Origin of the sequence: Thalassotalea sp. Sam97, assembly GCF_041379765.1 — a bacterium.
Lineage (GTDB): Bacteria > Pseudomonadota > Gammaproteobacteria > Enterobacterales > Alteromonadaceae > Thalassotalea_A > Thalassotalea_A maritima.
In genome coordinates this window covers 344,698-368,994 of the sequence record NZ_CP166919.1, presented here as the reverse complement: position 1 = coordinate 368,994, position 24,297 = coordinate 344,698, and the positions used below count along the sequence as shown (strand labels likewise).

Here is a 24,297-nt window from a genome sequence, read left to right as displayed (position 1 = left end):
AGGAGATCCCACCCAAAAGCATGGTGGGATGACGGCGCTTTTTGTCTATATCTGCATCAGGCTTCAAATCGCTCGTTACTGCCGATAACCACTCTGATTTACCATAAAAAATCACCGGCTATCAAACAGGTGATTATTCTCGCGTAGTTATAACATACCCGATAAGGAATTAATTAATCCTTGGCGTAATGCGGGCTCCGCTTCTTCAAATTGTAAATTGGCTTTGTTGGCAATCGATACAATGCGGGTTTGGTATTTTTTACGATCGACAACTTCACTGCTAGTCTGTGTTTTAGTGCCTGACTCACCTTGCAACAATACCGAGGTTTCGGTTTGATTGACGCGAACACCATTAGTGACTTTTTCCGATATTTGAATATCGGTTATCATGGTAAACAAATTATCATCAACCATGGCATCAAAAATAATGCCTAAGCCTGCCCCTACAACACCGGCGGCGACTTGGCCTGAGCCTGCCCCCATTTGTGCGCCGACCGCGCCACCAGCGACTGCCGAACCAAAGGTACCGAATGAGTCACCTGCACGTAGGTCGGTACGGCCAACCTGTAGTACGTTTACTTGTAACCAGTAGTGTGCCAGCTCTGGATCATCAATAACTTGGTAACCTTTCGCGGCAATGGCGTTGCGCACTTCGCTTTCGTAGGTCAAAGCGGGTTTATCAGAGGTATTACGTAGCTGTAAAAATACCGTGCGTTTATCGGCCGATACCGGATCTAACCAAACCGTAGAGGACATTTTGGTTTGCACATCGAGGTTGCGTTTTTTAACAGATGTGTGCAACGCTCCGCAACCACTAAGAGATACCGAAACAAAAAATAAAACGAGTAGGTTTAAAATATTTTTATAGTTCTTCATTGTTATTTCTCACTATAGAATGCCTGATACGGAGCGCACTAACCCTTGCAATAACTGCTGCTGAGCTTCTTCGAACGTTAAATTCACTTGATTCGCCGTTGAGGTGACACGCGTTTGATATTTTCGACGTTCGCTAATTTCAACGCTGCTTTGCTCAACATCACCCGAGGTGCCTTGCTGTATTTGCGTTTGATTAGACTCCTCGATGGTCACATCGGACGATACTTTTTCCGAGACCTGCAGATCGGTGATCATCACATAAACCACATCACTCACTAAGGCATCGATGACAACACCAAGCAGACCACCGACTATCATCGCTGCCGTTTCACCATCACCGTCGCCAAATAGCGAGCCAAATTCTGCTCCTTCAATAGCGGCATTATAAGCATGATTTACATGACCTTCGAGTTCGCGTAAATCTTGACGATTGACCTGTAAAATATTGGCCTGTAACCAGTAATGAGCAAGCTCTGGATCATCAACAACCCTATAGCCTTTTTTGATGATGGCGTCTCGCACCGGACCATAATAATCAAATTGCTTGTCTGAGGTATTTTTTAACTGCAAAAACACAGTTCGTTGCTCTGAAGACACCGGTGTTAGCATGATGCTCGCCGACATATGTGTCTGTACGTCAAGTTCATTTTTATCAATACTGGTGTGTAAAGCTGCACAACCAGACAACAGTAAAACGACAGTCATCACTATGCCGCTAGTGATTCTTTTTATTGACATAAACCTACACCGAACTGAGTAAATTATCTTCTAAACATAAAACATAGGAGTAGTAATGTCATGAAATAATTCAATTTATTTTAGCGTGAATAAAAGTGGTTACAGCAAAATAAAGAAGAAGCATTAGTTACTAATGCAAGAACATGAGAATAGGAATTTACAAACAACAAAGCCTGCACAAGGCAGGCTTTGAACAATCAAAGGAAAGCTTTGATTATGCTTCAGCGATAACAACAACTTTAACAGTTGCGTCAACGTCTGCGTGAAGGTGAATAACGATTTCGTATTCGCCAGTTTCACGGATAGTACCAAGTGGAAGACGAACTTCTGACTTAGCAACTTCAACGCCAGCTTCAGTTAAAGCAACAGCGATGTCGTTAGTACCGATAGAACCGAATAGCTTACCTTCGTCACCAGCTTTAGAAGCGATAGTTACTTCAGCTAGTTCAGCTAGTTTAGCAGCACGAGCTTCAGCAGATGCTAAAACTTCAGCTAGCTTAGCTTCAAGCTCAGCACGACGAGCTTCAAAGTGCTCAACGTTTGCTTTAGAAGCGATAACAGCTTTACCTTGAGGAAGTAAGAAGTTACGAGCGTAACCAGCTTTAACTTCAACCTGATCACCTAGACCGCCTAACTTGGCAATTTTATCAAGAAGAATTACTTGCATTTTAATAGCCCCTTTAGGTTACTTGTGAAGATCAGTATATGGTAATAAAGATAAGTAACGAGCACGCTTGATCGCACGACCAAGTTGACGTTGATACTTAGCTGAAGTACCAGTGATACGGCTAGGAACGATTTTACCACTTTCAGTGATGTAGTTTTTTAACGTAGCGATGTCTTTGTAATCGATTTCTGCTACGCCTTCTGCGCTAAAGCGACAGAACTTGCGACGTCTAAATAAACGAGACATGGATTTCTCCTAATTAACAATTTCAATGTGTTGGGCATGCAATACCAAAATCGGATTGCCGTTTCTGGATTCATGACGGTTAATAAAACCTGTCACTTTCACTTTGCTACCCACTACTAATTCACGAGATAAATTTTGTGACCATTGACCTGTCGCAACCACCTGCATTCTAGCGTAAGCTTGGCGACTCATGCCTTCTTCCATTTGCATTGAGCGATGCTCAATTGGAAATTGGCAGTGAGCGATACCGGCAGGTGTTATGGCTACTTTCGGTGCTTTTTGCACCTCACCAACCAAAACAAGGCAATTATCAGTCACTAATTACTATTCTTCGCTTGCAGCTTCTTCAGCTTGTGCTTCAGCAGCTGGCGCTTCTTTAGCAACTTCTTTTTTCTCGCGACGGTCTTGACGCTCTTCTTTGGCAGCAGCCATTGGAGAAGCTTCAGTTACCGCACCTTTAGTACGCATGATCATGTTACGGATAACTACATCGTTGTAACGGAAAGAAGTTTCTAATTCATCAATAACAGACTGTGGCGCTTCAACGTTCATTAGAACGTAGTGAGCTTTGTGCAGTTTGTTGATTGGGTATGCTAACTGACGACGACCCCAGTCTTCTAGACGGTGGATTTGGCCTTCAGCTGCAGTGATCATGTCGGTATAACGTTGGATCATACCGTTAACTTGTTCACTCTGATCAGGGTGAACCATAAATACGATTTCGTAATGACGCATTACGAGCTCCTTACGGTTGTAGCCTCTTTCTGGCTCAGCCACACCAGCATAAAGGCAAGGAACAAATAAAAATGGCTGATTTAAGGTCGCGTATTGTAGGGAAATTGAACAATGAAAGCAAGTAATAGTTTTATTGTCTCTGTGCAGTATTATATTGCCAATAAAAAAGCCAAAACCTGATAAGAAAAGATTTTGGCTTACAATAACTTATTCAATGTAGCTTACAGGCTCAAAAGCTATTCTTAAACTCACAAACTTGCTGTGAAAGCATGTTCAGCCGCGCCGCATTGTAAAATTAAAGTTAACGAGAAACTAGTTTGCTAAACGTTGACGAACAATTTCAAATAAACAAATACCTGAAGCTACCGATACATTTAAACTCGATACCGCACCCGCCATTGGCAGTTTCACAAGCTCATCACAAGTTTCGCGAGTTAAGCGACGCATGCCCTTGCCTTCTGCGCCCATAACTAACGCCATAGGGCCAACGAGCTTAGCATCATATAGTGACTGCTCTGCTTCACCAGCCGTGCCGATCACCCAAACACCAAGTGTTTGTAGTTGCTTAAGAGCACGCGCTAAATTCGTTACTTGCACTAAAGGCACGGTTTCAGCGGCACCAACCGCTACCTTACGGACCGTTGAAGTAATACGTGCTGCATTATCTTTAGGGACAATAATCGCTTGCACGCCTGCCGCATCAGCATTACGTAAACAGGCTCCTAGGTTATGGGGATCTGTTACGCCATCAAGTACTAACAAAAATGGGACTTCACCGCGTTGCTCTGCTTGCAACACAATATCGTCTATATCTTGTTCTGTGTAGGTTTTACCCGGCTTAACTTTAGCAATCACGCCTTGGTGCTGTTCGCCTTGGCTTTTCTCATCCATCGCTTTGCGATGAGTAAACTGTATGGCAACGCCATACTTGCGGGCTAAATTAATGATGGGTAGCAGACGCTCATCTTCTCGCCCTTTTAAAAACCAAATTTCAATAAAACGCTCTGGAGAACGTTTAATTAATGCGTTTACAGCGTGAATGCCGAGCACTAATTCATCGTGTTTTGCCATAAGTTGTTATTCTCAGAAACTGTTACTAATAAAGCATCGGCTGATTGAGCCTTACTTGTAATTAACCTTTATTTACACGCTTGCGAGCGTTTTTGCCCGGACGAGATTTCGCCTTATTGCGACGACTGGCTTTTGACTTGCCTTTTGTCTTACCGCCATTTTTATCCGACTCACTTGGTTTCGCACTGCCTCGATCCCATAAATCAGGTTCACTAGTGCGTTGTTTTTTAGTCGCCTTGGCATTAGTGCTTTTAGTCTTTTTACGAAGCTTTTTGCTAGCGCGCTCAATTATAGCATTGTCACCCGCGAGAATAAGATCAATTTTCTTCTCGTCTAGGTTAACACTCGCTACTTGCACATTAACCATGTCACCTACATGATAACGCTGCTTGGTATTTTCACCTACCAAGCACATACGTACTTCATCGTGGCTAAAATAATCTTTACCAAGCGAGCTAATGTGCACTAAGCCTTCAATATGAAAATCTTGCAAACGCACAAAAAAACCAAAGTTGGTGACGGTAGCAATAACACCGGTAAACTCATCACCAACGTGATCTTGCATAAACTCACATTTAAGCCAGTCGGCTACCTCGCGCGTTGCTTCATCGGCGCGGCGCTCAGTCATAGAACAATGTTCACCGAGTTCGGTGACTTGTTGCTCATCATAGGTATGAAAGCCAACATTAGAGGCATCGTTATGTTCAGCTTGTAAAATGGCTTTAATTACACGGTGAATGACCAAATCAGGGTAGCGACGAATCGGTGACGTAAAATGCGCGTACTGAGGCAGCGACAAACCAAAATGGCCAATATTTTCCGCTTGATATACCGCTTGCTTCATTGAGCGCAACATCATCGTTTGGATCAATTCTTTATCAGGTCGCTCAGCAACCCGTTCGGTGATCTCGCCAAAATCACGAGGCTCTGGCTCTTCGCGTTTAACTAGTTCTATTCCTAACTCCGCTAAATAGCTTACCAAGTTATTGTATTTATCTGCATTAGGCTTGTCGTGGACACGAAATAGTCCTGGTTTATTATGTTTTTCAACAAACTTAGCCGTCGCGACATTCGCTAAAATCATACATTCTTCGATGATCTTATGCGCGTCATTGCGCACCAACGGCTCTACTGATTCAATTTTTTTATCAGCGTTATAAATAAAACGTACTTCTTCGGTTTCAAACTCAATCGCACCGCGATTGCGTCGCGCTTGAACAAGCGCATGATACATATTATGTAATTCATGCAAGTCATCGACATGCGCAGCATATCGCTCACGCAATTCAGTATCACCGTCTAACATAGCTGCTACTTTAGTGTAGGTAAAACGTTGCTTAGAGCGCATGACCGCAGGGTAAAACTTAGATCCCGTCAGCTTACCATTCGCACTCACCGTCATTTCGCAAACCATACACAGTCTGTCAACGTCAGGGTTTAATGAGCACAAACCGTTAGATAGTACCTCAGGCAACATCGGGATCACCTGATTAGGAAAGTATACCGAGTTGCCACGCTTTATCGCTTCATCATCTAGAGCGGTACCTGGGCGCACATAATAACTGACATCGGCAATGGCAACCCATAAGCGCCAGCCTCCTGAGGGTTTGGTTTGACAATATACAGCATCATCAAAGTCTCGAGCATCCTCACCATCAATGGTCACCAAGGGTAAATCGCGTAAATCAACACGCGGTAATTTTGCTTCATCACTGACTTCAGGCTCTAAAGTAGCAATCTCATCAAGCAACGAGTCTGGCCATGTATGAGGTATATCATGGGCATGTAACGCAACTTGCACTTCCATACCTGGTGCCATGTGCTCACCGAGCACCTCAACCACTTTACCTAAAGCAACATTGCGCTTGGTCGGACGTTGGATAAGCTCAACGATAACCATTTGCCCATGACGGGCACCAAGACGTTTATCGCTAGGAATAATAATTTCATGATCAAGTCGAGCATCTTCTGGGATAACCGTAATAACCGAACGCTCAACAAACAAGCGACCAATAACTTTTGCTTGTCGCGGTACCAAGACATCAAGAATTTTAACTTCCTGTTTACCTTTTGCGTCACTACTTTCAGTGACTCTGGCTTCAACAATGTCACCATGGAGTAATTTACGCATTTCGTGATACGGGATAAATAAGTCTTTATCACCTTCATCTGGCTTTAAAAAACCAAAGCCATCACGATGGCCAATAACCTCACCGGTAATAATTTTCTTTTCTGTGGCAATGGCATATTGCTTAAACTTAGTGAATACAAGTTGACCTGCGTTTTCCATAGCGCGTAGGCGACGTTTAACCGCAATTTTGCGTTCTTCATCACGATAGTCGAGCGCTTTAAGGATCTGCGCAAAACTCATCGGAAAGCCTTTTTGCTCCAATAAGGCTAACAGAAACTCACGGCTGGCTATTGGTTTGTCGTATTTGGCAGCTTCACGCTGGTAATTAGGATCTTTCGCTTTCAAAATTTGATCTGCTTGCTTTTTTAGTTAGTATACCACCTTAACATTAAATAGGGCTTTTAATTCAATTCTCGATTTCACGAAATAACAAGAACATAAAAGCACCTCATTAGCCATTAAAGGAACTACATAACAATGATAAAAAACATCGCATTGGCATCTCTACTTAGCATATCTTTTTTACCAAGCGCCTTCGCCGCTCACCCAATGTGCGGTGAAACCCCATTAGCGGAAGTGATGGGTAATATGAAAGACGATATGAAAATCATAAAGCAGTCTTTAAAAGCGGGTGATGAGCAAGCGGTAAAGCAAGCGGCACAATCTCTGCTAGCGAATATTCGTCAAGGCGATACTCTAGTACCATTATCTGTTGCCGATAATGAGCAACTAAACGATGAGCAAAAAGCCAAGTTTAATCAATATCAGCGTGGTATGGCCGATCTTGAAAGCGCCACCATGGAGCTTATTCGCGCGCAAGATAATACTGCGCGCAAACAAGCGTTAGCGAAAATTGGCAAACTTGCTAAAAAAGGTCATAAAGCGTTCAAGATGGATTGCGATGCATAAAATTAAAGTTTGGGATAATTACACCCGACTTTACCACCTAAGCCAGCTATGTTTGCTGGCTTTACTTTGGTACAGCGCAGATAACGCCTATTTTGAACTGCATTTTGTCTGTGGTTTTATTCTTGCTGGCCTGTGGATTAGTCGTATCGTTTGGGGTTTTATGGGCAGTGAGACATCACGTTTTAATCACTTTGTCCGCTCACCAATAACCGTTATCCAAGCGTGGCGTAATAACCGCATCAGTCAACCACATATTGGCCATAACCCAGTGGGTGGTTACATGGTCATCGCGTTATTAATAACCCTGATGGTGCAAATCATTAGCGGCTTATTCGCCACCGATGATGTTTTTGCCGAGGGACCACTCTATGGCTTTGCCTCTGAAAAAGTGGCCACATACATGGACAGCTTACACAGCAGTAATTTTGATGTATTACTGGGTTTAATCGCCGTACATGCTCTGGCTGGCGTTTTTCATGTCATGCGTGGTGACAATGTCATTGCGAGCATAGTCACTGGCTACAAGAAAAGTTCAGATTTCAATCATAACCTACAGCCACAGTTAAAATCTGTGCTAACCCCCTTGTTTATCTGGTTCAGTAGCGCCGGTGCTTTATATTACTTTGCTATCGAATTTAGTAGCTATTAAACGCTTAACGTCTCAACCATAAAGTGCACAAACAACTAGCGCAAATATAAAAAGCTCGCCCCAAGAACCTCTTAGCGCGAGCTTTTTTACGGTGTAACCTATTTTAAGACAATTAAGCTTTCGGAATATTTGCCAATACGTTAGTTAATAATGTCCAGTATTGCGCAACCGTTTTAATTTCCACTTTCTCATCAGGAGAGTGCGGGAACTTAATCGTTGGACCAATCGATACCATATCAAGATGAGGATATTCTGTTTTAAATAAACCACATTCAAGACCGGCATGAATCACCATGATTTCAGGTAATTTATTAAACGTTTGCTGATAGGTTTCACGAACTAAGTTCATAATTTGTGAATCAGTACTCGGTTTCCAGCCTGGATACGCTCCTGAAAATTCAACACTGGCACCCGCCAAGCCAAATACCGAGTCGATCATCTCTTCGGTTTCAATACGACCATCATCATGTAATGAACGAATCAAGCTTAGAGCAACAAATTTCGGTCCTTTACAACGCAGCACACCAAGGTTAACAGATGTCTCTACCACCCCTTCAATATCATCACTCATTCGCAATACACCATTGGGTGTGCCGTTAAGTGCCGCTAGAATATGTTGCTGACATGCCTTCGACCACATGCTTTCAAACTCTTCTGGCTGAATAAGCATCATTGATAAGTCAGGCTCAACCGCATGTAGGTTTTGCTTAATTTGTGCTAAGTAGGCTTCAAACGCGGCAGTTAACGCTGCAACTTGGTCTTTGGCAACCACAAAGCTGGCATTTGCTTCACGTGGAATCGCATTACGCAGGCTGCCACCATTAAGCTCTGTAAGTTGAACACCAAACTGCTTTGTCGCTTGCAATAAAAAGCGCACTAACAACTTATTGGCATTACCACGGCCAAGATGAATATCAACACCTGAGTGGCCACCTTTAAGTCCAGAAATCGAAATGTTAAACGACTCCCAATCGGCAGGTACAGCTTCGGTTTCAAGTGCAAACGTAGCACTAGCATCAACACCTCCGGCACAGCCCATGTAGACTTCACCTTCTTGCTCAGAATCGGTATTAATTAAAATATCGCCGTCTAACCAACCGGCTTTTAAACCAAAGGCACCGCTCATCCCCGCTTCTTCGTCAATAGTGACAAGCACTTCCAATGGGCCATGTTGAATGTCATCACTGGCTAACACGGCCATCGCCGACGCTAAGCCGATGCCATTATCCGCACCTAAGGTCGTACCTTCTGCGGTTACCCATTCACCATCAATGTACGGACGAATTGGATCGGTAAGAAAGTCATGCTCGGTACCATTGTTTTTTTGCGGTACCATATCCATATGGGCTTGTAAAATAACACCTTTACGATCTTCCATGCCTGCTGTCGCGGGCTTTTTCAAGAATAGGTTACCAACCTCATCTTCCCTGCATTCAATATCTAACTCCGCGGCCCACTGTTGGATCCAAGCCGAAATTTTTTGTTCATGCTTTGATGGATGTGGAATGGCACAGATATTGGCGAAGATGGACCAAAGCTTGTTTGGTTGCAATTGATTTAATTCACTCATAATAAGCTCTTGTTGCTAATGAAAAGCCAGTATTAAACTGGCTTTATTGGTGGTTTTCTATGATGTGGGGGCGAAAATTGCGTTAACAACCCGCCATCATAAACTGCCATTGCTCGCTGAAGTTTTCACTTGGCTTGCGAGTAAAACCAGAACGCACATAGGCGCTAATTTTACCTTCGCAATACGCTAACAATGTATTAGCTAATGCCGCTTCGGCGATTGGGAAGGCTTTTCCTTCGCGCAGTTTACGCTCACGAATAATTTGTTTGTACTGAGTTTCAAGCTTTTCAAATAGCTGATGAACTCGGGCACGCAATCGCTCGTTTTCACCGACTAACGCGTCACCCGCCAAAATACGACACATACCAGGGTTGCGCTCTGCAAACACCAAGATCACATGAGTAATATGATGACAGCGTACTAAGGTCTCTTTTTGCTCGCTCAAAATCATATTAATACGTGAGAAGATAGACTCTTCTATATATTCAATTAAGCCTTCAAACATGCGTGCTTTTGACGGAAAATGACGATACAACGCCGCTTCTGAAAAGCCTACCTCTGCAGCTAATTTAGCGGTGGTGATTCGCTGGCCTGGACTCGTTTCTAACATGTGTGCAAGACACTCGAGAATTTGTTGTCGACGATTTGGTTTTTGATTCTCTGACATGGATCTATTCTTCTTGTTCATGTGTTGTATATAAACGGCATTACGGTGACCCAAGTCACAATCGTAAACCACCGATAAACTGCGGATAAACAACCGCCAGCTAACGAAAGCTCGGTTTATTTTAAATTTTGCATACGTTCATTTATTAGGGTGACCAGTTGCTTAGCCAACTCTGCTTTGCTGGTAAGTGGCAGCTGTTGCTGCCCCGATGACCAAAATGCCGTTAACGCATTATCGTCACTATTAAATCCTTGACCCGCTTTGGCCACATCGTTAGCGGCGATCATATCAAGGTTTTTACGTTGTAACTTTGATTTGGCATAAGTTTCAACATCGCGAGTTTCTGCCGCAAAGCCAACCGTAAAAGGTTTTTCTTTTAGCGCTGCTACCGATGCAACAATATCTGGATTTTTCACCAATGCAATCTGCATATGATTGTTGTCATCCGTTTTCTTAATTTTATGCTCGCTGATCTCAGCCACTTTATAATCGGCAACTGCGGCACAAGCGACAAACACATCACTGTTAGTCACCTTCTGCATTACCACGGCTAACATATCATCAGCACTTTGCACATCGCTACGCTGACAGCCATTCGGCGTTGGTAAGTTAACAGGGCCTGCAACTATATGTACCTCAGCGCCAAGCTTAGTCGCCGCATCGGCAATAGCGAAGCCCATTTTACCAGATGAGTGATTGGATATGTAACGCACAGGGTCTATTGCTTCGCGTGTTGGCCCTGCGGTAATTAACCACTTTTGTCCTGCAAGTAGTTGATTATCATTACTCTGGAAAAATTCAACAACACGTTCCACAATGTCAGCTACCTCAATCATACGACCAAAGCCAACATCACCACAGGCTTGTTCGCCAGCAGCAGGCCCCCAAACATTAATATGGCGACGTTGAATAATTGCGAGGTTTTGCTGCGTTGCTGTAGCATGCCACATTTGTTGGTTCATTGCTGGTGCGATAGCAACCGGAGCTGGCGTCGCTAACGCAATTGTCATCAGCAAGTCATCGGCTAAACCGTGTGCCATACGCGCAAGCGTATTAGCCGATGCAGGCGCAATCAACAATAAGTCGGCCCACTTGGCCAATTCAATATGTCCCATAGCCGCTTCCGCGGCAGGATCTAATAAACTATCACTGACAGGATTGCCTGATACGGCCTGTAAGGTTAATGGCGTGATAAATGCCTTCCCCCCCTCAGTCATTACCACACGTACATTAGCGCCGTGATCTTTAAGACGGCGTACTAACTCAGCACATTTATACGCGGCGATACCACCAGTAACACCTAATACGATATTTTTATTCTGTAAAAACATCTCTACCTGCTACGCTTTTAAAAGACAGTAATAATACTACCTTAACAATAAGTGCCGATAAGATAACACGTAATTACTGAGATATTAAACCGTTATCTTGAGATTAGTGAGTATTCACATTGTAACTTAGCAATACAGTACTGCGCATCTCTGAGGCCAATTAAAACCCACGCAAGGATGCGTCAATGATCAAAAATTGGCCTAAAGCCGAACGTCCACGAGAAAAACTGCTGTTATTGGGGTCGCAAAGCTTGAGCGATGCCGAACTTTTAGCAATCTTTTTACGTACTGGCATTAAAGGTATGGATGCCGTAGCCGTAGCTAGAGAATTACTCACAACATTTAACGACCTGCACAGTTTATTTACCGCTGACATGACTACCTTTTGCCAACAACGGGGCTTAGGTGAAGCCAAGTATGTACAACTGCAAGCCTGCCTTGAAATGTCGCGCCGTTATTTAGCATCTCCTTTGCGCAAGGGGTGTGCGTTAACCTCGTCACAACAAACCAAGCAATATCTCATTAGCCAATTAAAACACGAGCATCACGAAGTGTTTGCGGTACTGTTTCTCGATAACCAACATAATGTCATTTGTTATAAGAAACTATTTTTTGGCACCATCGATGCGGCAACAGTCTATCCTCGAGTCGTGGTCGAATATGCGCTTAAATATAAAGCCGCGGCACTGATCTTATCGCACAATCACCCATCTGGTATTGCTGAGCCGAGTTTAGCCGATAAACAAATAACCCAACGATTAATTAATGCGTTAGCACTTATTGATGTGCGTGTATTAGATCATATTATTGTCGCCGGCCATCTAACATGCAGCTTAGCCGAACGTGGTGATATGTAACGCTAACGACCTACATTAGGTTATGCCTAGACAAAGCTAGCCATAATAGCGTGCATAAGATCATTAGAGTTGATTGGTGTTAAAGGTATTACACAAGGTAAAGTCACCATATTCAAAACCTTTGCGAAACCAACGAACTCGTTGGTCAGAGCTACCGTGAGTAAAGCTATCAGGTGTCACTCGACCTTGTGCTTGCTTTTGTAGTCGGTCATCTCCAATCGCTGCAGCGGCCGTTAACGCCTCTTCTAAATCACCAGGCTCAAGTAGACCACGTTGATTGTGAGCATGATGACCCCAAACGCCAGCATAGCAATCGGCTTGCAACTCTAAACGCACTGACAATTGATTTGCTTCTGATTTACTGACCGTTTGCTGAGCGCGGCGCACTTTATCTGTGGTGCCCATCACTTTTTGTAAATGATGCCCAACTTCATGGGCAATCACATAGGCTTGGGCAAAGTCACCAGGCGCACCATGACGACTTTTTAAATCTTGGTAAAAAGATAGGTCGATATACACTTTTTCATCGGCAGGGCAATAAAACGGCCCCATAGCCGAGCCAGCCATGCCACACGCGGATTGTACCGCTTGGGTGAATAACACCAACACGGGTTCACGATAATTTAAATTTTTTTGTTGTAACAGGGAGTGCCAAGTATCTTCAGTATCGGCGAGCACAGTGGCAACAAATTCACCCAGCTCCTTTTGCTCTGCCGATAACGGCGCACTAGAACCTGCTTGCTGATCGGAACTTAAATTAGGTGCAATGTTAACGCCAAACATTTGCGCTGCAAAATAACCGATAACACCAATGATTAAAACCATGCGCCCCATCTTGGTTTTCAATAACATCGGCACAAAACGAACAACCCCGGCCAGTAACCCACCACCAGCAGCAACACGCTGCCCGCGACGATCTTCTACATTTGAGCTTTTTCGTTTGCCTTGCCAACGCATAGCCAACCTCCTCAGTGCCACACCAGTGCTAGTACGTTAAAATTTAGCAGTGAACTGGTGTGAATCCCAATTTTAAAGGCTTATCAGCAATAAAAAATCGTCAACGGGTATACTTAGCCACATTAACTCAGCATGCCTGTCACCAAAACACGCTAATTTTTGCGATGTTTTTTGCAATAATTGCATAATTTATGTTGGGTTTTTCAACAAACCACCGTATAATCGGCGCCAAATTGAATATCAGCCTAATTTGTAGCCGATAAAGCTTGATCATTTTTTAGGACGTCTATATAATTTGCGACCTTTTTCAGGCTCCTATAGGCGACGGCCTGAGGAGTTGATATCGATTCAGATATCAAAGTATCAATCGATACTTTTAAATATGTCTCGATATAAGTAACAAGCTCGAGCTGAAAATTAATTATTGGAGTGACTCACATGTCTAAAGTTTGCCAAGTTACAGGCAAAAAACCGATGGTAGGTAACAACCGTTCACACGCTATGAACGCAACCCGTCGTCGTTTTTTACCAAACCTACAAACACACCGTTTTTGGGTTGAAAGCGAAAATCGTTTCGTTAAATTACGCACTACTCCTAAAGGAATGCGTATCATCGACAAGAAAGGTATCGATGCTGTATTAACAGACATCCGTGCCCGTGGCGAAAAAATCTAAGGAATTGAACCATGCGTGATAAAATTCGTTTAGTTTCATCTGCTGGTACTGGTCATTTTTATACTACTGACAAGAATAAAAAGACTATGCCTGAGAAGATGGAAATCAAAAAATTTGATCCAAAAGCTCGTAAGCACGTGATCTACAAAGAAGCTAAAATCAAGTAATTGATTAACCGCTTTCTTAAAAAACCCGGTATCTACCGGGTTTTTTTATACCTACAATTTGGCCGACGCTACAGCAGCTCGCTGCCCGCCTAAATCCGCTATTTCATCAACAACTCATTAAAATCGTTATCCGCTGAGTATTTTTTATTCACCAATTGCTTGCGCACTAGACTGACAACAGGCAAACTTACACAATATTAACAAACAAACCTGTAAGGGGTTATTATGAGTACTTCCGTCATTATTCTCATCGTGATAGTCGTCGTTGCTGCGTTGTATGTTGTTGGTATTTTTAACAAACTAGTCGCACTAAAAAATCGCTATAAAAATGCTTTTGCGCAAATTGAAGTGCAATTAAAGCGACGTTATGACCTGATACCTAACTTAGTCGAAACGGCTAAGGCTTACATGAGCCATGAGAGAGATACCTTGGAAGCGGTTATCTCTGCCCGTAACAATGCTGCTAAAGGGCTTGCTTCAGCAGCAGCACAACCGGGCAACCCACAAGCGATGCAATCGTTGCGTGGTGCTGAACAGGCGCTTATGGGGGCAATGAGTAAATTCAATATGGTCATGGAAGATTACCCTGAACTAAAAGCAAATGAGAATATGATGCAGCTAAATGAAGAGCTGATCAGTACCGAAAATAAAGTCAGCTTTGCCCGCCAAGCGTTTAACGATCAAGTAATGACTTATAACACCTACAAACAAAGCTTTCCGCAAACCTTATTTGCTAGCTTATTTGGTCATGCAACTGATGCCAGCCTATTAGAATTCGACGACTCAGAACAAATTCAGCAAGCACCTAAAGTATCATTTTAGGTCGTGCTTTAAATAGCGGACAGTAGCAGAAGATAATGGACTTTTTTCAAGCGCAAGATGATGCACGGCGTAAAACAGGGTTACTGATCCTGTTGTTTGTCGCTGCTGCTGTTGGTCTAATTGTAATGACCTACACCATCGTTATGGCGTTGCAAGCTTACTTAACCATACAACCTAATCAATTGTATAGCTTGTCATTGATTGGTCAGCAGTTTGACTGGCAAGAAGCGATTCTTGTCGCTTGTGTAGTAAGCTTTATCATCTTCAGCGGTAGTGCCTATAAAACATTGAGTCTAGGCACTGGGGGGAAAAAAGTTGCCGAATTACTTGGCGGTAAGCGAATAACTTACGATACTCGCGACCATCAAGAAAAACAACTGCTCAATGTTGTTGAAGAAATGGCGATTGCTTCAGGAACACCGGTACCAGCGGTATACGTGTTACACAATGAACTAGGCATTAATGCCTTTGCCGCAGGTTACCGCACTTCAGATGCCGTAATTGGCGTCACCCAAGGCAGTCTAGATCAATTAACACGTGATGAGCTACAAGGCGTAATTGCCCACGAGTTTAGTCATATATTGCACGGTGATACGCGTTTAAATATGCGCTTAATTGGTATCCTGCATGGGATATTAGTTATCGGCTATATTGGTTATTACATCTTACGAGTTGTACGAGGCGACAATAAAAATACCGCAGCGCTATTCGCCTTGGGCTTAGGTCTTATCGTGGTTGGCTTTAGCGGCAACTTTTTTGGTGGCTTGATTAAAGCCGCCGTAAGTCGACAACGTGAGTACTTAGCTGATGCGTCAGCAGTGCAATATACGCGTAGTAAAGAAGGTATCGCTGGTGCATTAAGTAAAATTGGTCGTTATCAGTATGGTTCAGCACTCGATAGTCCACTAGCACCACAAATGAGTCATGCCTACTTTAGTAAAGGCGTGAGCAGCTTCGTCGACTCTCTCTTTACAACACATCCACCATTGAAAAACCGCATTAAACGAATTGCGCCATATTTTGAGTTACAAAGTAAAATTAACAAACAGAAGCAGCAACATCGGCAAGCACCGTCTGAGGCTGAGCGATCCACATCAGCCTCAGCAGCACCTTCTAAAGAGCGAGTTGCCAAAGCTGTCACGGGCGCCATTGTCGCTCAGCAAGTGTTAGACAGCATTGGCAACATCAGCGATCAACAACTTGACTATGCACACCAATTACTGCTCGATGTACCTGACAATGTGCTTGATGCAGTGCGCACACCTACAGGCGCACAAGCCTTTATATACTGTTTATTGCTCGATACCAATACCAGTATCCAACAACAGCAATTGCAACATTTACAAGATCGCTGTGAGCAAGATGTGCTGACGACCGTGTTAACTCTTTATAGTACAGTGCAGCGCTTACACCCCCGCTTTCGGTTGCCACTTATTGATATCAGCCTGCCACTATTACAAGTGCTCAATAAAAACCAATATCAGCAACTTCTTGATACTATGCAAGTCCTCATTGATAGTGATCAGCACTTCGCATTATTTGAGTGGGTGTTGCTGCGTATGGTCGTTCGCCATGTTGGCGCCACATTTGAAAAAGCCAACCGTGTTGATAAACCGTTAACAATCGAGCAGTGCTACGATGCGGCGGAAGTGCTATTTAGTGCTCTCTTGCACCATTTGATTGCCGATGAGCCTGAACGACAACGGGTATTGGCGTTAATTAGAACGACCAGTAAAATGCCAGAGCTTAGACTATTAGCCGTTAGTCAATGCCAGTTTTCTGCTCTCGACAAGGCCTTGACTAAATTAGTAAAATTACGAGTTAAGTCTAAGCCCGATATTTTAAAAGGATGTTTGCTGATTGCTACCAGCGATAAACATTTTAGTCATCAAGAAATGGAGCTGATCCGCGCTATCGCTGATACGCTCGATTGTCCGATGCCTCCGAATTTATCGGCTCGCTAATAGCGACGTACATGTGCAATTGATGAAATGCGAGTAATTGACTCACCCTGTAATAACCCTATTTGATTATTTCTACTATGCCTGAATTACCTGAAGTCGAAACCTGCCGTCGTGGTATTACCCCACATGTTATCAACCAAACGGTCAGCGAGGTGATTGTTCGCAATGCCAATTTACGCTGGCCGATTACCGACAATATAGATGATTTGGTTGGTGAAAAGATTATCGCCATTCGCCGTCGCGCCAAATACTTATTACTGATAACTGACAAAGGAACGCTGATTTTACATCTTGGCATGTCTGGTACCCTGCGTGTTATTCCTGCCCATAGTGAGGCCGCTAAGCACGATCACTTTGATATGGTACTCGATAATGGCCTTGCATTAAGATTGAACGATCCTCGTCGCTTTGGGGCCGTATTATGGATAACCGGTGATGTTGAGCAGCACCCACTGCTAAACAACCAAGGACCTGAACCTTTACTCGATGAGTTTACTGGTGAATACCTCTATCAAAAGTCGCGCAACAAAACCGTAGCGGTGAAAACCTTTATTATGAATAATCAGGTGGTGGTAGGAGTTGGGAATATTTATGCCAATGAAAGTCTGTTTCAAGCCGGGATCTCACCAACAAAAGCAGCCGGTAAAATTTCCAAGCAACGTTATCAGCGCCTCGTTGAAAAAATAAAGCAAGTTTTAACTCACGCGATTGAACAAGGTGGGACAACCCTAAAAGATTTCACTCAAGCCGATGGTCGACCTGGTTATTTTGCGCAATCGCTGATGGTGTATGGCCGAGGAGGTCAACCTTGCTTTATATGTGAAACGCCATTAAAAGAGATTAAACAAGGTGGCCGTGCGACCACCTATTGCCCTAGATGCCAGCGTGGTTAATGCCCTGTTTGGCGTTACCTGCATTTGCTAATGGTGCCGCCGTTAATAATGGCGTAGATTACGACGGTTTATAAGTACCAGAGAATAAAGTCAATTTTGTTGGCATTAAGCTTTATTGGCTTTATTAAAAACGCTGTTATCCAATTCCCCCTTAACATACGGGTGAACAAATTCAGATACATCACCACCATGCAGCGACACTTCTTTCACTAAGGTCGATGAAATAAATGAATTTTCTTCAGCAGGTGTTAAAAATACGCTTTCTAATTGCGGGTATAAGCGGCGGTTCATATTGGCAAGCTGAAATTCATATTCAAAGTCAGATACCGCCCGTAAACCACGGATCAAGATCATTGCATTTTGTTGTTTAGCAAAGTCCACCAACAGGCCGGAAAAGCCGACAACACTCACATTATCTAGATGCTGAGTTACTTGTTGGATCATGGCAACACGCTTTTGCAGATCAAATAGTGGTTTTTTGCTGGGACTGGCTGCAACACCAACAATAACGTGCTCGAATAATTGTGCCGCACGCTCAATCAAATCGGTATGACCATTGGTAACCGGATCAAATGTCCCTGGGTATATCGCTTTCTTTTTCATGAGAATAATGGTTAATTTGCTCTGTTGCCATTTTAGCTTGTTCATTTTGCAAAGCAAATACACCGAACAAATAAGTTCACTAAATAAGCCAAGCAAAACAAGTTATTATCGATTACATAGCAACTCTGACCATTAAAGCAATTACTCAAAATACTTCCTTTTTTGTTCAGTTTGATAGTATGATTCTATTTATGGGGAAAAAATGTGCGCTGTGTTCAGCTGAACTTGCAAGCACATATCTATAAATGAACACATATTCATAAAAATAAGAGTTTCATCATTAATGAAAACTAGAGACAAAATCGTTCACGCCAGCATTGAATTATTCAACGAAAAAGGTGAGCGAAATATTACGACCAACCATATCGCATCTCACCTTGGTATTAGTCCAGGTAATTTGTATTACCATTTTCGTAATAAAGAAGACATCATCAATACTATTTATAGTGAGTATGCCGATGACCTACTGTCTGAATTCGAACATTTGCGTGATACCGAAGATCCCCTAAACAGTATTCTGATGTACATGGATATTGTCTTTCAGCTGATCTCAAAATTTCGCTTTTTTTATTCGAACTTACCGGTTTTATTAGCCAAAAACCCCGCGCTTCGAAAACGCTACAGTGAAATACAGCAGCAAATTAAGCAACGTGTTATAAACATGTTGTTGTCACTTAACGAGGCAAATATTCTCACGATTAAAGATGATGAATATGAAGATCTAACCTGTCTACTGCGTTTAACCACGACTTTTTGGTTGAGTTATTTACAGACTCAAGTCGATGAAGACCCGAAGATCAATGATGAGAGTATCTATGATGGCTTATTAAAGATTTTTGCCTTGTTAAGCCCTTATGTGACCGATGATGCACGCGATGCATTTGAAGCAGCACGCGCTAAATATCAAGCGTTAAAGATTGAGTCTGCCGTGGTTACCAGTGAAATTAGCAGCGAAAGTTAACCGCAAAGCCTAGCGGTAATAACCAGCTTGTAAAGATTGCCAATTGTTTTCATTAAAATGAAACTCTGGCAATTTTTTTTGCTCTTTTAAAAACGAGCGCTGTAAACGAGCCAAGTTTTGTTGCTGCCACTTACCGGGCTTGCTCATAAAGCGCCCCTGATCAAAATCGATTAACCAAACCTTTTGGCTGTCATCAAGCATAATGTTATGAGCATTTAAGTCATGATGATACACGTTATGATCATGAAATTGACGAATACAAGCACCGATATTATGCCAAACTTGCTGGTTCAGCGGTGCTTTAGACAACAAGCCGACCAAGTCAGTCGCGCCAGCAATCAATTCGATTAAAATATCCGCTTGATAGCTAAGCCCCCGCACATCAATTTTCACCGCCAGAGGTTTTGGCGCCGGCAGGCCTAAATCACGCATTTGCGCTAACAACAAGAATTCTTTGACGGCTCGAGTATTGTTTAAGCCTAAGTACAAATAATTATCGTCGATTAACCTGCCGATCAAACCGCCACGATAATAGTGACGCAACACCATGTTACAGGCGTGATGCTGTACAAACCAAGCTGTGCCTCGACCAGTTGAGCTACCAAGTATGGCATCGCGCTGTTGCCAATATTTAGCGTCAAACATATCTACACAAAAGTCATCCAAAACATCAGCATCAAACAGGCAACGTAGCTTACCTTGCTGTAAAAGTTTTATCTGTGAATGTTTTACAAATCTACCCAGGTTCAAGATAATAGACCTTAATTCTTTCTGTTATTGAATATTGTGGTGAATCCTTTATGACCGGTCAAACCCTTTTACAGCCAACATCCATATGTATTTTGCGACTGTCTGCGCTGGGTGACGTATGTCATACGGTGGCCATGGTACAACAAATTCAAAAGCAATATCCACAAACAAACATCACCTGGGTGGTTGGCAAAGTAGAACACTCACTACTGCAGGGGCTACCAGGTATTGAGTTTATTGTCTTCGATAAGTCGCAAGGCTGGCATGCATACCAACAACTACGTCAGCAAATGCAAGGTCGTCATTTTGATGTATTACTGCACATGCAAGTGGCACTGCGCGCCAGTATTGCCAGTTTATTTATACCCGCTAAAGTAAAAATCGGTTTTGATAAAGCACGTGCCAAAGAAGGCCAATGGTTATTTACCAACCGTCAAATAGAACCGCAAGCGCAAGCGCACGTCGTCGATAGCTTTATGAATTTTGCCAAAGCGATAGGGGTTAGCCCAGAGCCAGCGAATTGGTTAATGCCATTTGGCGAAGAAGAACGCCATTGGCGGGCTCAGCATATCCCTGAGGACCAGCGTTATTGCGTTATATCGGCAGCGGCAAGTAAGGCTGAGCGCAACTGGCATGCCCAAGGTTATGCACAAGTCGCCGATTACCTTAGCGATAAAGGTTACCAAGTGGTGCTCTGCGGTAGCCCTGCAAAAATAGAACACCAGCTTGCGGCGCAGATCTGTGAACTAAGTCAATGCCAGCCAATTAATTTAGTCGGTAAAACAAGTTTAAAACAAATGCTGGCGGTACTTGAGTCGGCAAAACTGGTTGTCGCTCCCGATACCGGACCGGTCCACATGGCTGTATCCGTAGCGACCCCTGTTGTTGGCTTATATGCTCACTCAAATCCGCTACGCACTGGCCCTTACTTGTATCGACAGTATGTTGTTAGCGTTTATGAGCAGAGCGTTGAGCAACAATATGGAAAATCGGTAAATGAATTACCGTTTGGCACACGCGCCAAAGGACAACTTATGGATAACATCACCTTGTCTATGGTGACCGAGCAAATCGACAAATTAGTATAATTGCCGATTAGCCAAGCACAGAGGAACATCGTTTTGCTGTTAAAAAAACCAACATGAGCTCGCAATCAACCTAACTCTTCGTACCAACACCACGTTATATCAACCAATAGGGCATAAAATTGCGTTAGACTCAGCGATATTATGCCCTATTAATATCTCAACTCGAATGATTTGTTAGTCAATTAAACTGTGCAGCTTATCAATACTGGTTTGCGTTGCCCCTTGATTTTCAGCCACTACCTGCGCCGCGTTTTTGCCCATGTCGGCAGCAACGTCGTTGTCGGATAATAAGCGATGCAAGGTGCTGGTTAACTCACTATTATCAGTAAGTTGCACTAAAGCGCGCGCGTCAACCATTTTCGTATTCATATCGCGAAAGTTAGCCATATTAGGGCCAACCACAATCGGCTTGGCAAATAGCGCGGCTTCCAATGGATTATGGCCACCAACCTCGAAGAAACTGCCCGCAATAACACATGCATCACTCAACCCATAACAAGCAACCAGCTCACCTAATGAGTCAATAAGCCAAACATCATCCTCTGCACTGACAGGTGTTTGGCGGCTGCGACGTACTAAACTTAGACCATTATCAACAACCAACTGAGCAACAGCATCAAAGCGCTCCGGGTGACGTGGCACAATCACCAATAACAAGTCGGAAAAACATGCTTTTAATTCATGATAAGCATCAATTAATAACGCCTCTTCTCCTTGGTGACTGCTACCAAGTACCACCACGCGGCGCTGCTGTTGCTGCGGCGTTGCTTGAATAAACTGGCCAAGGTAAGCAACCTTTTCCATTAAGGCATCATCAATGCTGATATCATATTTAAGATTACCTGAGGTACTAAGTAATAACTCACTAGCACCAAGAGCCGCAAAATTATCGCGATTATCATCACTTTGACACAAAATGGCAGAAAATTTATTTAATGCCGGAGTGATTAACCATGTCAGCTTACTGTAACTTTGCAACGAACTGTCAGACAAACGACCGTTAATTAACATTAACGGAATATTGGCTTTGTATGTTCGGTGAATTAACGTCGGCCACAATTCGGTTTCCATCAGTACTACCGCTTTAGGGCGCATCAATTTAAAAAATAAATGCACACAAAATGATATATCTAATGGCAAATAACAATGCTGCACGCGATTTTGAAACTGTTTAATCACCTGCGCAGAGCCAGTTGGGGTAAATGTCGTCACGGTGATTGGCAGGTCAGGATATTGATTGAGCAAACCATCAACAAAGGGCTTTACGGCCATCACTTCGCCAACACTGGCCGCATGCACGATGATCGAGCCACTCTTGATACGGCTGGGAGCCCAACCAAATCGCTCGCGTAATCGTTGCCGATACTCTTTATGGTTAAAAGAGCGCAAGAAAAATACCAAAACCAGTATTGGGGTGAGTAGCAATATCAATAACTGGTATAGACGATAACTAAGTTTATAACGATTCAACAAGCCAACCTCTGTCATTACAATCGTTTAAGTATACCTAGGCAAATGCCGATTTTAAACACGCAAAAATATTGCGTCGCTTGCTGCCTGCTAATCGCCGTAGACTATACTGTTGACACGCAAACATTTAGGCAAACTAATCTGTACAAACAGATTGCCAAACATTTGCTTTATCAATTTTATCGAACGCCAAGAATTGGCTAGGCAGCGTCATCTATAATGCGTACAATGGCGGCCAAATTTTTCCGCCAAGATATTGGCAAGCGAAAGTTACAACAACGTATTGAGGTTGAGATGTCAACGAATTTTCTAAATCACCTACAACAACAAATAGATCAGGTTAAAGATGAAGGTTTATATAAATCTGAACGCGTGATCACCACTGCCCAGCAAGCCGATATTGCGGTAAGTACCGGCGAGAAAGTTATTAATTTTTGTGCCAATAATTACCTTGGTTTAGCAAACCACCCACGCCTAATCGAGGCCGCCAAACAAGGCTTAGATGAACACGGTTTTGGGGTTGCCTCAGTACGCTTTATTTGTGGTACGCAAAATGTTCACAAAGCTCTTGAAGAAAAGCTTAGCAACTTTCTAGGTACCGAAGATACTATTTTGTATTCGTCATGTTTCGATGCCAATGCCGGCCTATTCGAGACCATTTTAGGACCTGAAGATGCGATCATCTCAGATGCCCTAAACCACGCATCGATTATTGATGGCGTGCGTTTATGTAAAGCCAAGCGTTTTCGTTATGCCAATAACGACATGGCCGATTTAGAAGCACAACTTATCGCCGCTGATGAAGCTGGTGCGCGTTATAAACTCATCGCCACCGATGGTGTTTTCTCAATGGATGGCGTGATTGCGAATTTAAAAGGTATCTGTGATTTAGCTGACAAGTATAACGCGTTAGTTATGGTCGATGACTCGCATGCTGTTGGTTTTGTTGGTGAAGACGGCAGAGGTTCACATGAATACTGTGATGTTATCGATCGTGTTGACATCATTACCGGTACTTTAGGTAAAGCCATGGGTGGCGCATCAGGTGGTTACACCTCAGGTAAAAAACAAATTATTGAATGGTTACGCCAACGTTCTCGTCCATACTTGTTCTCAAACTCACTGGCACCGGCGATTGCCCGTGCGTCGATTGAAGTATTAGACATGCTTGCCGAAAGCGGTGATTTGCGCGTTAAGCTGAAAAATAACGCCAGCTACTTCCGCAGTAAAATGGAAGCTGCAGGCTTTACTTGTGCAGGCGCTGATCACGCGATTGTACCAGTTATGTTAGGCGATGCTAAAGTCGCTGCCGAAATGTCTGATCGCTTGTTAGCTGAAGGTATTTACGTAATCGGCTTCTCGTTCCCTGTTGTGCCTAAAGGGCAAGCACGTATTCGTACACAAATATCAGCGGCTCACAGCCAAGCACAACTAGACCAAGCTATCGATGCCTTTACCCGTATAGGTAAAGAAATGGGCATTATCTAAGCGGAGACAACG

The 24,297-nt window shown here is 43.3% G+C and carries 26 protein-coding genes; 11 read left to right on the top strand and 15 right to left on the bottom strand.

Annotation, left to right across the window (positions count from 1 at the left end):
* Positions 1-147: 147 nt before the first annotated feature.
* The 8 genes from ACAX20_RS01595 to rnr form a co-directional block, all read right to left on the bottom strand.
* Positions 148-876, bottom strand: a complete 729-nt coding sequence (locus ACAX20_RS01595) for a complement resistance protein TraT (RefSeq protein WP_371188005.1) — start codon at positions 874-876, stop codon at positions 148-150.
* Positions 877-888: 12 nt separating this feature from the next.
* Complete coding sequence (locus tag ACAX20_RS01590) at positions 889-1,614, bottom strand: complement resistance protein TraT (RefSeq protein WP_371188003.1); 726 nt, start codon at positions 1,612-1,614, stop codon at positions 889-891.
* A 214-nt stretch (positions 1,615-1,828) separates the two neighbouring features.
* Positions 1,829-2,281: a 50S ribosomal protein L9 gene (gene rplI, locus ACAX20_RS01585; RefSeq protein ID WP_371188001.1), complete on the bottom strand. Its 453-nt coding sequence runs from the start codon at positions 2,279-2,281 to the stop codon at positions 1,829-1,831.
* A gap of 18 nt (positions 2,282-2,299) precedes the next feature.
* Positions 2,300-2,527, bottom strand: a complete 228-nt coding sequence (gene rpsR, locus ACAX20_RS01580) for a 30S ribosomal protein S18 (protein WP_169128084.1) — start codon at positions 2,525-2,527, stop codon at positions 2,300-2,302.
* A 9-nt stretch (positions 2,528-2,536) separates the two neighbouring features.
* Positions 2,537-2,845, bottom strand: a complete 309-nt coding sequence (priB, locus tag ACAX20_RS01575) for a primosomal replication protein N (RefSeq protein WP_371187999.1) — start codon at positions 2,843-2,845, stop codon at positions 2,537-2,539.
* A gap of 6 nt (positions 2,846-2,851) precedes the next feature.
* Entirely contained in the window at positions 2,852-3,262 is a 411-nt protein-coding gene (gene rpsF, locus ACAX20_RS01570) for a 30S ribosomal protein S6 (protein WP_371187997.1), read from the bottom strand.
* 312 nt (positions 3,263-3,574) lie between these two features.
* Positions 3,575-4,333 (bottom strand): 23S rRNA (guanosine(2251)-2'-O)-methyltransferase RlmB, encoded by a 759-nt coding sequence (gene rlmB / locus ACAX20_RS01565; RefSeq protein ID WP_371187995.1) that lies wholly within the window; start codon positions 4,331-4,333, stop codon positions 3,575-3,577.
* Positions 4,334-4,394: 61 nt separating this feature from the next.
* Positions 4,395-6,809 carry a ribonuclease R gene (rnr, locus tag ACAX20_RS01560; protein ID WP_371187993.1) on the bottom strand — a complete coding sequence of 805 codons (2,415 nt, stop codon included), beginning with the start codon at positions 6,807-6,809 and terminating at the stop codon, positions 4,395-4,397.
* A 132-nt stretch (positions 6,810-6,941) separates the two neighbouring features.
* Between rnr and ACAX20_RS01555 the strand changes: the two genes are divergently transcribed.
* Complete coding sequence (locus ACAX20_RS01555) at positions 6,942-7,373, top strand: cytochrome b562 (protein ID WP_371187991.1); 432 nt, start codon at positions 6,942-6,944, stop codon at positions 7,371-7,373.
* Positions 7,366-8,022 (top strand): cytochrome b/b6 domain-containing protein, encoded by a 657-nt coding sequence (locus tag ACAX20_RS01550; protein ID WP_371187989.1) that lies wholly within the window; start codon positions 7,366-7,368, stop codon positions 8,020-8,022. The genes ACAX20_RS01555 and ACAX20_RS01550 overlap by 8 nt, the downstream gene beginning before the upstream one ends.
* Before the next feature lie 112 nt (positions 8,023-8,134).
* Here the strand turns inward: ACAX20_RS01550 and ACAX20_RS01545 are convergent, their stop codons facing one another.
* The 3 genes from ACAX20_RS01545 to coaBC all read right to left on the bottom strand — a co-directional run bounded on the left by ACAX20_RS01545 (position 8,135) and on the right by coaBC (position 11,590).
* Positions 8,135-9,592, bottom strand: a complete 1,458-nt coding sequence (locus tag ACAX20_RS01545; RefSeq protein WP_371187987.1) for an aminoacyl-histidine dipeptidase — start codon at positions 9,590-9,592, stop codon at positions 8,135-8,137.
* An 82-nt stretch (positions 9,593-9,674) separates the two neighbouring features.
* Complete coding sequence (gene slmA / locus ACAX20_RS01540; RefSeq protein ID WP_371187986.1) at positions 9,675-10,259, bottom strand: nucleoid occlusion factor SlmA; 585 nt, start codon at positions 10,257-10,259, stop codon at positions 9,675-9,677.
* A gap of 116 nt (positions 10,260-10,375) precedes the next feature.
* Complete coding sequence (coaBC, locus tag ACAX20_RS01535; protein ID WP_371187984.1) at positions 10,376-11,590, bottom strand: bifunctional phosphopantothenoylcysteine decarboxylase/phosphopantothenate--cysteine ligase CoaBC; 1,215 nt, start codon at positions 11,588-11,590, stop codon at positions 10,376-10,378.
* Between the two features lie 185 nt (positions 11,591-11,775).
* Here coaBC and radC point away from each other — a divergent pair, with 185 nt between their 5' ends.
* Positions 11,776-12,447 carry a RadC family protein gene (gene radC / locus ACAX20_RS01530; protein WP_371187982.1) on the top strand — a complete coding sequence of 224 codons (672 nt, stop codon included), beginning with the start codon at positions 11,776-11,778 and terminating at the stop codon, positions 12,445-12,447.
* A 63-nt stretch (positions 12,448-12,510) separates the two neighbouring features.
* On the opposite strand, the gene ACAX20_RS01525 is transcribed toward radC, so the two are convergent.
* A complete protein-coding gene (locus ACAX20_RS01525; protein ID WP_371187980.1) occupies positions 12,511-13,404 on the bottom strand; it encodes a neutral zinc metallopeptidase in 894 nt (297 codons plus the stop codon).
* A gap of 438 nt (positions 13,405-13,842) precedes the next feature.
* Between ACAX20_RS01525 and rpmB the strand changes: the two genes are divergently transcribed.
* From rpmB to mutM, 5 genes are all read left to right on the top strand, one after another.
* Positions 13,843-14,079 carry a 50S ribosomal protein L28 gene (rpmB, locus tag ACAX20_RS01520; RefSeq protein ID WP_371187978.1) on the top strand — a complete coding sequence of 79 codons (237 nt, stop codon included), beginning with the start codon at positions 13,843-13,845 and terminating at the stop codon, positions 14,077-14,079.
* Between the two features lie 11 nt (positions 14,080-14,090).
* A complete protein-coding gene (gene rpmG, locus ACAX20_RS01515; protein WP_033078277.1) occupies positions 14,091-14,246 on the top strand; it encodes a 50S ribosomal protein L33 in 156 nt (51 codons plus the stop codon).
* Positions 14,247-14,471: 225 nt separating this feature from the next.
* A complete protein-coding gene (locus ACAX20_RS01510; protein ID WP_371187976.1) occupies positions 14,472-15,068 on the top strand; it encodes a LemA family protein in 597 nt (198 codons plus the stop codon).
* Positions 15,069-15,103: 35 nt separating this feature from the next.
* Positions 15,104-17,032 carry a M48 family metallopeptidase gene (locus ACAX20_RS01505; RefSeq protein WP_371187974.1) on the top strand — a complete coding sequence of 643 codons (1,929 nt, stop codon included), beginning with the start codon at positions 15,104-15,106 and terminating at the stop codon, positions 17,030-17,032.
* Between the two features lie 77 nt (positions 17,033-17,109).
* Positions 17,110-17,925 carry a bifunctional DNA-formamidopyrimidine glycosylase/DNA-(apurinic or apyrimidinic site) lyase gene (mutM, locus tag ACAX20_RS01500; protein ID WP_371189548.1) on the top strand — a complete coding sequence of 272 codons (816 nt, stop codon included), beginning with the start codon at positions 17,110-17,112 and terminating at the stop codon, positions 17,923-17,925.
* Between the two features lie 105 nt (positions 17,926-18,030).
* Here the strand turns inward: mutM and coaD are convergent, their stop codons facing one another.
* Positions 18,031-18,528 carry a pantetheine-phosphate adenylyltransferase gene (coaD, locus tag ACAX20_RS01495; protein WP_371189547.1) on the bottom strand — a complete coding sequence of 166 codons (498 nt, stop codon included), beginning with the start codon at positions 18,526-18,528 and terminating at the stop codon, positions 18,031-18,033.
* A 283-nt stretch (positions 18,529-18,811) separates the two neighbouring features.
* On the opposite strand from coaD, the gene ACAX20_RS01490 reads away from it, so the two are divergent.
* Positions 18,812-19,489 (top strand): TetR/AcrR family transcriptional regulator, encoded by a 678-nt coding sequence (locus tag ACAX20_RS01490; protein ID WP_371187972.1) that lies wholly within the window; start codon positions 18,812-18,814, stop codon positions 19,487-19,489.
* 9 nt (positions 19,490-19,498) lie between these two features.
* Here the strand turns inward: ACAX20_RS01490 and ACAX20_RS01485 are convergent, their stop codons facing one another.
* Positions 19,499-20,239: a 3-deoxy-D-manno-octulosonic acid kinase gene (locus ACAX20_RS01485; protein ID WP_371187970.1), complete on the bottom strand. Its 741-nt coding sequence runs from the start codon at positions 20,237-20,239 to the stop codon at positions 19,499-19,501.
* A gap of 50 nt (positions 20,240-20,289) precedes the next feature.
* Between ACAX20_RS01485 and ACAX20_RS01480 the strand changes: the two genes are divergently transcribed.
* The gene (locus ACAX20_RS01480; protein ID WP_371187968.1) at positions 20,290-21,327 is read left to right on the top strand and encodes a glycosyltransferase family 9 protein; all 1,038 of its coding nucleotides are present in this window, start codon (positions 20,290-20,292) and stop codon (positions 21,325-21,327) included.
* A 174-nt stretch (positions 21,328-21,501) separates the two neighbouring features.
* Here the strand turns inward: ACAX20_RS01480 and waaA are convergent, their stop codons facing one another.
* Positions 21,502-22,815: a lipid IV(A) 3-deoxy-D-manno-octulosonic acid transferase gene (waaA, locus tag ACAX20_RS01475; RefSeq protein WP_371187966.1), complete on the bottom strand. Its 1,314-nt coding sequence runs from the start codon at positions 22,813-22,815 to the stop codon at positions 21,502-21,504.
* A gap of 276 nt (positions 22,816-23,091) precedes the next feature.
* Between waaA and ACAX20_RS01470 the strand changes: the two genes are divergently transcribed.
* Entirely contained in the window at positions 23,092-24,285 is a 1,194-nt protein-coding gene (locus ACAX20_RS01470) for a glycine C-acetyltransferase (protein ID WP_371189546.1), read from the top strand.
* Positions 24,286-24,297 lie beyond the last annotated feature (12 nt).

Coding starts and splice junctions, on each gene's coding strand:
- radC (WP_371187982.1), top strand. CDS start 11,776: ATGATCAAAAATTGGCCTAAAGCCGAACGTCCACGAGAAAAACTGCTG.
- ACAX20_RS01490 (WP_371187972.1), top strand. CDS start 18,812: ATGAAAACTAGAGACAAAATCGTTCACGCCAGCATTGAATTATTCAAC.
- ACAX20_RS01505 (WP_371187974.1), top strand. CDS start 15,104: ATGGACTTTTTTCAAGCGCAAGATGATGCACGGCGTAAAACAGGGTTA.
- ACAX20_RS01545 (WP_371187987.1), bottom strand. CDS start 9,592: ATGAGTGAATTAAATCAATTGCAACCAAACAAGCTTTGGTCCATCTTC.
- ACAX20_RS01510 (WP_371187976.1), top strand. CDS start 14,472: ATGAGTACTTCCGTCATTATTCTCATCGTGATAGTCGTCGTTGCTGCG.
- rpsF (WP_371187997.1), bottom strand. CDS start 3,262: ATGCGTCATTACGAAATCGTATTTATGGTTCACCCTGATCAGAGTGAA.
- slmA (WP_371187986.1), bottom strand. CDS start 10,259: ATGTCAGAGAATCAAAAACCAAATCGTCGACAACAAATTCTCGAGTGT.
- ACAX20_RS01550 (WP_371187989.1), top strand. CDS start 7,366: ATGCATAAAATTAAAGTTTGGGATAATTACACCCGACTTTACCACCTA.
- rpmG (WP_033078277.1), top strand. CDS start 14,091: ATGCGTGATAAAATTCGTTTAGTTTCATCTGCTGGTACTGGTCATTTT.
- ACAX20_RS01555 (WP_371187991.1), top strand. CDS start 6,942: ATGATAAAAAACATCGCATTGGCATCTCTACTTAGCATATCTTTTTTA.
- ACAX20_RS01480 (WP_371187968.1), top strand. CDS start 20,290: ATGACCGGTCAAACCCTTTTACAGCCAACATCCATATGTATTTTGCGA.
- rpmB (WP_371187978.1), top strand. CDS start 13,843: ATGTCTAAAGTTTGCCAAGTTACAGGCAAAAAACCGATGGTAGGTAAC.
- rplI (WP_371188001.1), bottom strand. CDS start 2,281: ATGCAAGTAATTCTTCTTGATAAAATTGCCAAGTTAGGCGGTCTAGGT.
- mutM (WP_371189548.1), top strand. CDS start 17,110: ATGCCTGAATTACCTGAAGTCGAAACCTGCCGTCGTGGTATTACCCCA.
- ACAX20_RS01525 (WP_371187980.1), bottom strand. CDS start 13,404: ATGCGTTGGCAAGGCAAACGAAAAAGCTCAAATGTAGAAGATCGTCGC.
- rpsR (WP_169128084.1), bottom strand. CDS start 2,527: ATGTCTCGTTTATTTAGACGTCGCAAGTTCTGTCGCTTTAGCGCAGAA.
- ACAX20_RS01595 (WP_371188005.1), bottom strand. CDS start 876: ATGAAGAACTATAAAAATATTTTAAACCTACTCGTTTTATTTTTTGTT.
- rlmB (WP_371187995.1), bottom strand. CDS start 4,333: ATGGCAAAACACGATGAATTAGTGCTCGGCATTCACGCTGTAAACGCA.
- ACAX20_RS01590 (WP_371188003.1), bottom strand. CDS start 1,614: ATGTCAATAAAAAGAATCACTAGCGGCATAGTGATGACTGTCGTTTTA.
- coaBC (WP_371187984.1), bottom strand. CDS start 11,590: ATGTTTTTACAGAATAAAAATATCGTATTAGGTGTTACTGGTGGTATC.
- coaD (WP_371189547.1), bottom strand. CDS start 18,528: ATGAAAAAGAAAGCGATATACCCAGGGACATTTGATCCGGTTACCAAT.
- ACAX20_RS01470 (WP_371189546.1), top strand. CDS start 23,092: ATGTCAACGAATTTTCTAAATCACCTACAACAACAAATAGATCAGGTT.
- waaA (WP_371187966.1), bottom strand. CDS start 22,815: ATGACAGAGGTTGGCTTGTTGAATCGTTATAAACTTAGTTATCGTCTA.